The sequence below is a fragment of the Mesorhizobium sp. M0626 genome (genome assembly GCF_040320665.1).
Classification (GTDB): domain Bacteria; phylum Pseudomonadota; class Alphaproteobacteria; order Rhizobiales; family Rhizobiaceae; genus Mesorhizobium.
Genome location: NZ_JAMYQD010000026.1, coordinates 1 through 11,867, shown reverse-complemented (window position 1 = coordinate 11,867; position 11,867 = coordinate 1). Strand labels below are relative to the sequence as shown.

The window sequence follows — 11,867 nt, the reverse complement described above, 5'->3', positions numbered from 1 at the left end:
CGCCTCAGACTGGAAAGACCGGAGCGCGCGGCCCGGTCTGGATGAGCAGCGTCTTGAGCTGAGTGAACTCTTCAAAGCCGGCCTGGCCCATCTCGTAGCCGAATCCGGATCCCTTTACGCCGGTGAGAGGTAGCTGCGGGGCGCCGTCGATGATTGTGTTGGCCTGCACCCAGCCGCTTTTCAGGCGCTTGGCGACGGTCAGAACCGTGTCGATATTCTTCGACCAGATGTAGTTCGACAGGCCATAGGCAGTGTCGTTGGCCAATCGCACCGCGTCATCCACCGCATCGAACCGGGTGACGCTAAGCACCGGGCCGAAGATCTCTTCGCGAAAAATGGTCATATGCGGCTCGACCCGGTCGAAAATGGTCGCTTCGTGAAAATGACCGGCCGCCTTTGTCGTGACGCTGCCACCGAGCACCAGTTCGGCGCCGTCCTCGACCCCGCTTTTGACGAAGCCGGCCACCTTGGCCAGATGGTTGTGATCGATCAGCGCGCCGATATCCGTGTCGTCGTCAAACGGATCGCCAACCTTCATCTTGCGGGAGCGCGCGATCACCTTGGCGATGAAATCGTCAGCGATGGACGACTGCACGAACAGCCGCGAACCCGAAACGCAGCACTCGCCATTGTTGAAGAACACGCCCATCAGCGCGCCGTCCGCCGCGGCTTCCAGATCCGCATCGGCAAAGACGATATTGGCCGACTTTCCGCCGAGTTCGACCGAAGATTTGACCAAGTGACGGGACGTGTTGCCGACGACACGGCTGCCGGTGCGCGTCGAACCGGTGAAGGAAACGAAGTCGATGCCCGGATGCCCGGTCAGGTGGTCGCCAGCGGTTGCGCCATAGCCACTGACGACGTTGAAGGCGCCGGCCGGGACGCCGGCTTCCGCCGCAAGCGCGGCGATCTCGAAGGCTGATCCGGAAGTGAACTCCGATGGTTTCAGCACCACAGTGCAGCCGGCGGCGAGCGCAAACGGGACTTTCTGCGACAGGATCAGCGCCGGGAAATTCCATGGTGTGACCAGGGCCACGACGCCCACCGCTTCGCGGCTGATCAGCGCCGTCTTGCCATCGCCAATGTTCGTATAGGTCAGGCCAGCCATCTGCATGGCCAGCGAAGCTGCATAGCGTGTCAGGCCGGCTGCACCATCAATATCGCCGCGCGCAAAACGAACTGGCTTGCCGACCTCCTCGACCTCAATCCTGACCAGCCGGTCGCGGTTGGTGCGGATCAGATCGGCAAGACGGTTCAGGACCTCGGCGCGCTCCATGCCGCTCATACGCGGCCACGGCCCTTCCTCAAATGCGATGCGCGCCGCCTCGACGGCAAGATCGACATCCTCGGGCGTGCCATCGCAATAGCGGGCGACCAGGTCACCTGTGGCCGGCGACCGGCGCTCGATTGAGCCGGAGCCTGAACCGTCGACAAACCGCCCGCCGATGAATTGTTGGTAGCTGCGCATAGCCATATCGTTCCTCACTGCCAAACCGCATGGGCCATGATCGCTTCCTCGGTCGCGCCCTCGCCATCGAGAATCGCCGAAATGGCGCCCTCGCGCATGACGATAATGCGATTGCAGAGGCCAAGGATTTCCGGCAATTCGGACGAGACCATCACGACGCTTGCGCCGCGCTTTGATGTCAGTTCGGCGAGCAGGTCGTAGATTTCTCGCTTCGCCGCCACGTCGACGCCGCGCGTCGGTTCGTCGACCAGCAGAATTTCCGTCCCCGCATGCAGTTGCCGGGCGATGCCACATTTCTGCTGATTGCCGCCCGACAACGTGCGGACCTTGGTGCTGGGGCTCGGCGTCTTGATGCGCATCTGCTGGATGAACAGGGAGACAGCCTCGTGCTCGCGACGGCCACTGATCAGGCCACTGCGGGTCAACGGCGTCATCTGGGAAACGGTGACGTTAAATGCCACCGACTGGTCGAGGAACAGCCCCTCTGTCTTGCGATCCTCGGGCAGCAGGCCGACGCCATGTGCAAGTGCCCGACGCGGCCCGTCGATAGCGACCACTTGGCCGTCGATCCTGATCTCGCCGCCGTCGATCGGATCGGCGCCGGCGATAGCGCGCAGCACCTCGGTCCGGCCCGCTCCGGCAAGACCGCAGATGCCGACGATTTCGCCGCGCCTGACATTGAAGGAGATATCCTTCAGCACGCCGTTCCGCGATAGGCTGCGTACGTCTAAGCGGATCTCGTCGCCGGGCCGCGAGCGCGGTGGAAATACGTCCTTGAGTTCGCGCCCGACCATATGGCGGATGAGATCGGCCGTGGTCGTCTGGCCAAGCGGCATCGAGGCAACGACCTGGCCATCCCGAAGCACGGTGACCTCGTCGCAAATCTCATAGAGCTCCTTGAGGCGATGGGTGATGTAGATGAACGAGACGCCGTGCTCGCTGCTCAGCCGCCGGATCGTCTTGAAAAGATGTTCAAGCTCGGAGTCGCCGAGAACAGCGGACGGCTCATCGAGCACCACGATGCGAGCCTCGCGGGCAATCGCCTTGGCTATCTCGACCATCTGGCGCTGCGCGACACTGATCGTGTCGATGCGCGCTGCCGGATCGACACGGAAGCCAAGCCTGTCGAGCACATCTTGAGCTGCGCCTTTCGCCCGGCGCCAGTCGATCGTGCCCAGACGCGTTTTCGGCAGGCGGCCGAGAAAGATGTTTTCAGCCACTGTGAGATGCGGAGCCTGGGCGAGCTCTTGATAGATGACCGCGATTCCGAGCTCAAGCATCCGCTCAGGCGTCGGCGCCGCCACCACATCTCCGTCGATGGCCACTTCACCCTCGTTGGCCAGGAACGCGCCAGACAGGACGCGCATCAATGTCGACTTGCCGGCGCCGTTTTCACCGATAACGCCATGCACGCTTCCCTTGCGCACGGCGAAGCTGACATTGTTCAGCGCATACACACCCGGAAAGCGCTTGTGGATGCCGCGCATTTCGAGAACTGCGTCCTTCATCACGTCGTCTCCCAAACCGAGAAATCGTTTTCACGGTTTCTCAAAAAAAGCTCACAGGCGATGCATCTGCATGCCGCCGCCGATGTGGTAGATGTCCCCGGTGCTGAATGGCATGCCGCCGACGGCCAGCGTCGCCACCCCGCGGGCAATGTCTTCAGGCTGCCCCCACCGTCTGATTGCCGAGAGTTGTCCGGCTTCGACCTGCGCGGAATATTTCTCATAGACGTCAGCGGTCATGTCGGTCTGGATCAGGCCTGGGCGAATCTCGTGCACCCGGATGCCTGCATCCGCCAGGCGAATGGCAAATTGCTGGGAAGCCATCGACAGTCCGGCCTTGGATATACAGTACGGCCCCTTTTCCGGCGAGACCAAGCCCGCGTTAGCAGAGGTGATCGTCACCACCGACCGTTCGAGCCGGGCCTGCGGCCGGGAAATCATCGCCCGCGCTACGGCCTGGGTGAAGAAGAACGTGCCGCGCAAGTTGATGCCGACCAGCCGGTCGAAGCTCTCCTCGGTAACATCGAGAAGATCACCGCGCACGGAAACCTGGACGCCGGCGTTGTTGACCAGGCAGGTGGTTCCCCCCAGATCGGCTTCGATACGCTCTATGAACGCCGCATTGTCCGAGGTCTCGGATATGTCCTTGCGATAAAAGGCACCATTTCGCCCGTGTCTGCGGACAAGATCGACGGTCTCGCTGGCATTCTCATCGTCCACGATGTCGATGACAGCGACGTCGAAACCTGCCTGCGCGAGTTCACAACAGATGGCTCGGCCGATGCCGCGACGGCCACCCGTCACAATGGCAAGTCCGCGGTTGATGGAGGCTGCGTGCTCGGGCATAGCAACGCCGATTGCAGCCGGGGAAACCTGTTCCAGCATCACGAAGCCTTCCTTGCCACTGCGTCGTCCTTTTCGCGGGATGCGACCACGGCCTTTGACGCCAGCAGGCGCTGGACCTCAACATCGGCATAGCCAAGCTCGTCCAGGATCTCGTGCGTGTGCTCGCCGATCTCCAAAGCGAGGTATCTCAACGCGGGCACCTCGCCGTCGTAGCGGTTGGGATGGTTGACCAGGTGGATCGTTCGGCCACGCACGTTCACCTGCCGAAACACTTGCGCGTGGCTGAGTTGCGCGTCGGCCAGCAGATCGTCATAGTAATTGATGGGCGCCCACCAGATGCCATGGCGGTCAAAGCGCTCGGCGAGGTCGGCCACCGCGAACCGGGCCGTGGCACTGGCCAGCCGGCGAGCATAGTCGTCGCGTTCGACGTAGCGGTCGACACCGACTACCTCGCGCAGACCGTCGCTGTCGAGCGCTTCGGCCAACACGGAAGCATCGCACAGCGACACCACCACATGGCCGTCGGAGGCAGGATAGACACCGTAGGGCGCGGCATGGAACCATGTCGCCAGATTCGCCTCGCGGTTGAGCACCTCGCGGCTGAAGCCGCCGGCGAAGTAATTGACCAGCGCCTCGCCCTGCAGGTCGATTGCCGAGTTGATCAGGCTTGCCTCGACGCGCGTCCCCTTGCCATCCCGCAAGCGGCGCACCAATGCACCCAGAATGCCGATCGCCAGAAGTGCCCCGCCATGTTGGTCGACGATCGCCGCACCGACCGGCGTGGGGCCACGTTCCGGCGTTCCGGTGACAGTCATCAGACCGGAGCGCGCCTGGGCGAGAAGATCCTGGCCGGGTTTCATCGCCATCGGGCCAGTTGCGCCAAAACCGCTCGCCGACGCGAAAATCAAATTGGGATTGATGTCCCGGAGCGCATCATCGTCAAAGCCGAGCTTGGCGAATACGCCGGGCCGGAAATTCTCCATCACCACATCGGCGCCGGCGATCAGGCGCCGGGCGACTTGCTTGCCTTCGGTGCTCTTCAGATCAATGCCGATGGAGCGCTTGTTGCGGTTGGCGCAGAGATAGAAGCCGCTGATCCCTTCCACATAGACGTCCGCCCCCGACCAGCGACGTTCATGAGCTCCGTCGATGGGTTCAACCTTGATGACATCCGCACCCATGTCTGCGAGATATTGGGCGCCTGCAGGACCCTGCAGAAAATGGCAGAAGCTGACGACTTTGATGCCGCTGAGCATTTCTCATCCCTTGGTTCTGCGCTATGAGTTGCGCATTTGTGAAATCGTTTTCACGCCTTTTCTCATAGCTGTCAAGCCCAATTTGAAAGGCTTTCTAAAAGAAGGATGGTGTAGCCTTCAGAAAAGAAATGTGTCATCTGGAAAACGGTTTCTCGAAAACCGTCGGATTCGAGGCTCAATGGATATCGAGGATGGCGGCGCAAAGTTGATTGACGTGGCCAAGCTTGCGAACTGTTCGCCGGCCACCGTCTCCCGCGTGCTCAACGGCAATCCCAACGTGAACGAGGTCGTGCGGGATCGTGTTGTCCGGGCGGCGCGCGATCTCGGCTATGTGCCCAATGGTTCCGCCAGGGCGCTGCGGTCGACCCGGACAAGGTTGGTCGGCGCGATCATCCCCACATTGGACCACGCTATCTATGCCACGATGGTCGATGGACTTCAGGCGCGGCTTTCCGAAAAAGACGTTTCGCTCATCATCAACACCTCGGGCTACGATATCGAACTTGAATACGAGCAGGCACGTCTGCTGGTCGAGCGCGGGGTCGAATCAGTGGTGCTTGTCGGGTCAACGCACCGGCCAGCCACTCTGGCCATGTTCGAACAGAAGCGCATCAACTATGTCTACACCTACACGGCGACGGCGACGGCGGCAGGTGCGGCCGTGGGGTTCGACAACGAAAAGGCAGGGCGAACCGCCGCCCGTTACTTGCTCGACCTCGGGCACACCAAATTCGCAATGATCGCCGGCATCACCCAGGACAATGATCGCGCGGCAGGCCGCCGCGACGGTTTCTTGAACGAACTCGAACGATCCGGCATCGATCAAGGCATGGTTCCGGTCGTCGAGGGAGCCTACAGGCTGGATGACGGCCGCACCTGCATGCGGCGGCTGATGGAAGACCCCCGAAGACCAACCGCGGTATTTTGCGGCAGTGATATCCTTGCCGCCGGCGCCATCAAGTACTGCCACGCCGAAGGCATCGCAGTCCCGCAGGAGGTTTCGGTCGTCGGATTCGACAATCTGGAGATTGCAGAATTGACCTCGCCCGAACTGACCACACTGGAGGTGCCCGCGCGCGACATGGGCCGGATTGCCGCCGACTACATCCTGGCCTCACCATCGCAGCGACTGCATCTCAGACAACGGGAACTGGCCATCAGGCTGATTGTCAGGGGAAGCACGGCTGTCGTGAGACGCTAAAAACATGTCGGTCGCGTGAGCCATACCTATCCTGAGGCGATTGGACCGAATGACCGCTAGGGGGCCGCTTGCAGACCGGTAGGTTCGGGCGACGATTTAACGAATAGCAGACATTCAAGTTTTGCTCGCGGCGGGTCTCAGATCGATCAGAAATGCAAGTAGCTTATGAGATTAGCCCCGCTGCATAGCGCCTATCAACGATTGGGCGGTGCAGCGTTGCCGATCTGCACTCCCGGCACTACAGAATTCGCGGGATAACTCCGATACGTTGGCTCTCACCGTATTCCCGCACCTAGGTCTGTTACATAAGCTGCAATCCCTGTTTTTTGCCCACTTGCAGAGCGTATCTGGCGCACCCCGCTGAGAGGTTTTGTGGCCCCAAGGCTTGAGACGAATCTAGTCAAGTTTCTGCAATACGGCGTGTCACAGGAGCTGGGACAACGCGCGGTGACGGCTGGGCTTACGATCACGAAAGTCAGGACAGCCAGTCAGAAGGACATCAAAGACAAAGGCTTCACGGGGGAGGAAGCCAAGGCACTCAAGGCCGCCGTAGTACGTCAGCCAATTGATGAGGCGTTACTGCTCTCGCTTCTCGAAAACAGCAACTACCTCTGCAACTGCTGCAAGGGCGACAAAGGTCAGTCCTTCATCGTTCATCACATCGAGGAATATTCGACCTCACAGGACAACAGCTACGACAATCTGATTGTCCTCTGCCCGACCTGCCACGACCAAGCGCATCGTTCGCCCACACAGCTCACGCTTTCGATCACGCCGGAGATGCTGAGGTACAACAAGGCGAACTGGGAGCCGGAGGTTGAGAGAAGAAATGCCGAGCGCGCCATTCGGAAACGCGAGAGCGAGGTATCGACCGCTGAGCCGGGTGAAGCACTCGCCCTTCCAAAGGCGAAGAAGGTTCAGACGCGCGTCATTGTTCTGAATTTCGAAGGCGATGCGGACGACTTCCACGTTCAGAAGGTGGACGCGATCATCGAATCTCTCAGGCACATAACCGGCAATGCCGGGATCGAACTTGTCTCGACCGAGCGCGGTTCTTTCCTGATGCTCATTCGCGCGACTAGCGACGACAAGGCAAAGATCGACACACCCGAAACAAAGGCGTTGCTGCTCCAGGAGCACAACGCTGTTCTAACAAGTGTTGTAGACGAGCAGTCCTTCCGGCAAGTGCAGATGAGGGACGACGAACTAGGCCGTGTCCCGCGCGACCTGCTCGAGTGGTCGCAGACACTTCCGGACGGTACCCACTTCAGCCGCCCGGAGAAGGACCAGATTCTCGAGACTATCGCGGGGCAGGAGACCACGACGCAGGCCGTCCTTGGGCTTCCGGGTTCCGGCAAGTCAGCGCTGCTCGCCGAAGTAGCCAACGCGCTCATAAAAGATGGCATCAGGGTTCTGGCCATCAAGGCCGACCTGCTCGACTCGGCAATCGAAACCGAAGACGATCTCGCCGAGTGGCTTGGACTTACCATTCGTCCCAGCGCGATGCTCTGGCGGATAAGTCAGTTGCGACCGGTCGTTCTTATGATCGACCAGCTCGATGCGCTCGCAGGCTACACGGACATAAAGACTGGTCGGCTGAGTGTACTGCTGAGCCTGGTCCGGCGCGTCAGCGGCCTGACAAACGTGCACGTTGTCCTGTCGGCTCGCGAGTTCGAGTACGAGCACGACGTCCGTCTCAAGACCATCACGGCCGAAACAATTCACTTGGACCTGCCGCCCTGGTCCGAGGTCGTTCCTGTGCTGGAGCGCCATGGATTCGAACCCGCAGGCTGGCCTGCCGACGCGCAGGAAGTTCTACGGTCGCCCCAGGCGCTGAAAACGTTCCTGAAGCTGGAGGAGAGGAGCAGCGAGCCCTTCCGCAAGTACCAGCTCATGCTGGACCAGATGTGGGCGGAGACGATAACGAGGCAGCCCAGCGGGTCGCGGCTTGCGAAGCTCGTCACCGACATCGCAGACCAGATGGCGGAGAAGGAAATCCTGTGGCTCCCCGCCGCGCGATTTGACCAGCACTCGGAGGACATAACCTATCTCGTGAGGGCGGGAATGCTCTCAGACCTGGGCCAGGCCGGAAGCAAGATAGGCTTTTCCCACCAGACCATGTTCGAACATGCCCTCGCACGATCCTTCACCCGCAGCCAAGGACGGCTATCGGAGTTCACAATCGCCCGGCAGACTTCGCTGTTCGTGCGGCCGAAATTGTGGTCCGCCCTGACCTATCTTAGGGAGGTCGATCCGACTGCCTACGGCGTGGAGATGCAATCGCTCTTCCATACCCAGGATTTGCGGCTTCATCTCCGGACACTTCTCGTTGAATTCCTCGGTCAGCAGCCGACGCCGGACGGCGTGGAGGCACGCATGTTCGACGAAGCGCTTGCGTCGGACAGGCGACCAACGGCTTTCATGGCAATGGCAGGAAGTCACGGATGGTTTGAGCGGTACAAACACACTGAGATTGTCCGTGCGATGAACGACGACAAGGAAGCCACCCTGGCTCTGGGCGTTCTCAATCGCGCTTGGGTATTTGCTGCCCGCGAGGTCGAGAGGCTGATCGCCGAGAACTGGTCGGCGTTGCCGGGCTGGGATGGCTTCACCTGGGCTGCCCTGGGTCAGGCGCGGGTGTGGACGCCGGGCATGGTCGAGATGGCGAGGGCGCTGATTGCGCGTACCGCAATGCACGCGCATAGCCTCGAATTTATTATCTCCACAATCGGCGTAAGCCAGCCGGAGGTTGCGGTTCAGCTTCTGCTCGCAAAGCTCGACCAGGAGCTTCAGTCGGCAAAACAGGAGTCGGCCAGAAGGATAGCGTCCGCTCCCAAAGAGGACGGCGACGGCTCCTGGACTTCGCGCATATCCTCGTCTCCCAGAGAGCCGATCAAAAGTGTCGTCGAGCAGGCGAAAGCCTGGGACACCCTGGAGGCACTTGGAAAGGAAAATCCCGCGCTGTTCCTTGGAGCCCTGTGGCCTTGGCTGACCGAAGCGATGGTCGCGCTTCGCGATCTTGACAGCGAGGAACACAGCCTCTCCTATCCGCTGCAGCACACGCTCGATTTCAAATTCGAAGAGGAAGAGCGGAGTCAAGGGCGTTCTGACCCCCCCATACTCAGCGCCATTCGCGTTGCGTTGGAGACCCTTGCCCTCAACGACGAAAAGAACTTTCTTCAATGGCTGTCAGAGCATGAAGGAGATGAATTCAATCCTGCCCAGCGGCTGTTCGCGCATGTACTATCGCTCTACCCGGATCAGTATGCGCAAGTCGCGTATCGTTTCCTTCAGGGCGATCCGAGACGATTTAGGCTCGGAAACCACGAAGACCCTTCTGGGACAACAAAGCGCCTCATCGCGGAGGCGAGCCTTCACTGGTCCGACGCGGATGTCGAAGCCTTTGTCGCCGCCGTCAACGCTTACGCACCGACAGCTTATCCCGATCTGGACGTCAAAGGCCGCAAACTTTTCAGCGACAGGGTTCGTCGCATAAAGCTGGGCCTCTTATCGGCACTGCCTTCCGAACGCTTGCCGGGAGCGACCCGCCGCCTTGTGATGGAAGAACGCCGCCGCTTCCCCGGTTCGGACGAGGGAATACGGCATTATGGGCCGTCGTGGATAGGTTCGCCCATTTCGGCGGAGCAGCTCGCAAAGGCGCAGAACGACGAAGTTCTCAACGCTTTCCGCCAGTTGCCGGACAAGTATGAGTGGGACCATCCCAACCGCATGATGGAGGGCGGCAACATACAGCTGTCGCGGGCCTTCGCGGAGTTTGCAAAGACCGACCCCCAGCGGGCCGCTACGCTCATACGCAAGTTCGAGCCGAGCTTTGGGACCCGCGCAGCAGGCTACGCGCTGGAGGCCATCGCCGAAGCGGGTGATCCTCAGCTTGTGATGAATCTCATGGCCGAACTCGACGGGCGTGGATTCACCGGCGATGAGTTTCAGAACTCGGCGTCCGAGGCCGTCAGCCGATTGGTCCGCCGGGAGATTGCGGTCTCACCGGAAACCCTCGACATCATTGAGAAGTGGCTCAATGAGCCTGCCGCTCCAGACACCGCTACAGCGCAGCCTAAGGAAGATCGGAGCGACGATCAGGATCAAGAACTCCTCGACACGGGAGAGGAGAAGGCCAGCGAGAAGGACGCAGGAAGGCGGGAGCAAAGCATCCTCTGGGGAATGGGCTCCGCCTTTACACTTCCCGCTGGAAGCTTTCCCAAGCTGGATGTTCTAGTCCATGCCCTGCTGCTGGCAGGGCAGCACGACCGCGTCCTGGCCGTACTGACACGCGCCAGCGAGCGCGGAGAAGACGATCGGGTATGGAGGGCCATCCTTCATTGGTTACGCTACCTTAAGCCGACCAATAGGGAAGAGCTTGAGGGGCTCCTGGACACCGTCTTCAAACGCTACCCGGCTCTGCTGAGGACTACCGAGCTTGCCATTCTGTTCGCCTACCTTCACTGGCGGCATGCCGGTTTCGTGCGTTCTTACCTGGAGAAGTGGGCCGCCTCCGGCGACGAGTATTTCGAGCAGCTTGCAGGTGAGCTGACGCCCTTGATTGCGTTCCTGCAACCGAAGCTGCCCTGGACGAAGCCATTGCTGGAGCAGGTCGTCTTTGGACCGGGTACGGACTCGACACGGCTTGGAGCCATCAATGCCGCCGTCAACCTGTTTCCGGATCTTGAGTGTCGGGAGCGCGCGTCTGAGCTACTCGTTCGCGTAATCCCCCAGATAAGCGGCGTTGCCTGGAACAACCTTTTCGACGTGTTCCGGCTCGTAGACGAGATCACGCCCGATCCGAGCTGGGTCGCGTTGCTCACTGCCATTGAGGCCAACCTTGAAGGCGCTCCGAAAATCAACGCGACGTTCGTCGTGGATCGCCTCCAGACACTTCTCCCCCATTGCGCTCTCCTCGTGGCGAAGATCGCCAGGAGACTGATCGAGACCTGGCGTGACGAACTCGGGGACATCCAGACAGGGATAGCGGGCTCCGCTTCCGAGCTGGTTGACCTTGCGATTACGCTTCACCGCATTGGCGACGATACCCGCGAGGTAGGGCTGGAGCTTTTCGAGCAGCTGGTCGAAATCCAGGCTTACACGGCCAAGGAAACGCTTGAGCAGATCGACAACAGGTTCAGAAACCAGGCTCCGCAACGCCAGCGGCTGCCTCGCCGCAACCGGGCCGCCCGCCGACGCGCGGCGCGACGGGCGACCTCGTCTTAGGCGGCAGCGCCGACAGCTGCGTCCCATCCCTTAGCGCGAAGATACCGCGCGGGCACCTACAGGGAGGTCCGCTCACGAAGCACGGAAGCGATTGGATGGACGCCCGATTTGATCCTCAACGAAGTCTCCGATGTCTTCATGAACGAAGTCGGCTTTCAGGAGACGACGCTACAGACCTGAACGGCCGAAATTAAGCGCAAAGCTGACGGAGATGCCGCGGCAGACGGTCGTCGAATAGCCATAGCTGCTTTTGGACCTACGTGTTTCCTCGGTTGTGTGCGTCAAGTTCTGCAAAAAGGGGCGGCCATGATGCTGGTCATGCGGCTTGGCGCAGAGCGAGCTTCTTGTGCTCGCGCAGGTCGTCC

At 60.7% G+C, this 11,867-nt stretch carries 7 protein-coding genes; 2 read left to right on the top strand and 5 right to left on the bottom strand.

What is annotated here, in order from left to right; translation table 11 throughout:
• Window positions 1-4: 4 nt before the first annotated feature.
• The 4 genes from NKI37_RS27730 to NKI37_RS27715 are packed head-to-tail and all read right to left on the bottom strand — an operon-like array spanning window position 5 to window position 5,075.
• Window positions 5-1,468, bottom strand: a complete 1,464-nt coding sequence (locus NKI37_RS27730; RefSeq protein WP_245267122.1) for an aldehyde dehydrogenase family protein — start codon at window positions 1,466-1,468, stop codon at window positions 5-7.
• Between the two features lie 14 nt (window positions 1,469-1,482).
• Window positions 1,483-2,976, bottom strand: a complete 1,494-nt coding sequence (locus NKI37_RS27725) for a sugar ABC transporter ATP-binding protein (RefSeq protein WP_352790146.1) — start codon at window positions 2,974-2,976, stop codon at window positions 1,483-1,485.
• 51 nt (window positions 2,977-3,027) lie between these two features.
• Window positions 3,028-3,858, bottom strand: coding sequence for a 3-ketoacyl-ACP reductase (locus NKI37_RS27720; protein ID WP_023692719.1), 831 nt, complete (start codon window positions 3,856-3,858; stop codon window positions 3,028-3,030).
• Window positions 3,858-5,075 carry a CaiB/BaiF CoA transferase family protein gene (locus NKI37_RS27715; protein ID WP_023692718.1) on the bottom strand — a complete coding sequence of 406 codons (1,218 nt, stop codon included), beginning with the start codon at window positions 5,073-5,075 and terminating at the stop codon, window positions 3,858-3,860. The genes NKI37_RS27720 and NKI37_RS27715 overlap by 1 nt, the downstream gene beginning before the upstream one ends.
• Here NKI37_RS27715 and NKI37_RS27710 point away from each other — a divergent pair.
• On the top strand, window positions 5,062-6,276 hold the full coding sequence (locus NKI37_RS27710) for a LacI family DNA-binding transcriptional regulator (RefSeq protein WP_352651669.1): 1,215 nt from the start codon (window positions 5,062-5,064) through the stop codon (window positions 6,274-6,276). The two genes, NKI37_RS27715 and NKI37_RS27710, sit on opposite strands and share 14 nt — an antisense overlap.
• Before the next feature lie 420 nt (window positions 6,277-6,696).
• On the top strand, window positions 6,697-11,502 hold the full coding sequence (locus NKI37_RS27705) for an HNH endonuclease (RefSeq protein ID WP_155927402.1): 4,806 nt from the start codon (window positions 6,697-6,699) through the stop codon (window positions 11,500-11,502).
• Between the two features lie 168 nt (window positions 11,503-11,670).
• Here the strand turns inward: NKI37_RS27705 and NKI37_RS27700 are convergent.
• A partial coding sequence (locus tag NKI37_RS27700) for a hypothetical protein (protein ID WP_352794616.1) occupies window positions 11,671-11,867 on the bottom strand: 197 nt, incomplete at its 5' end.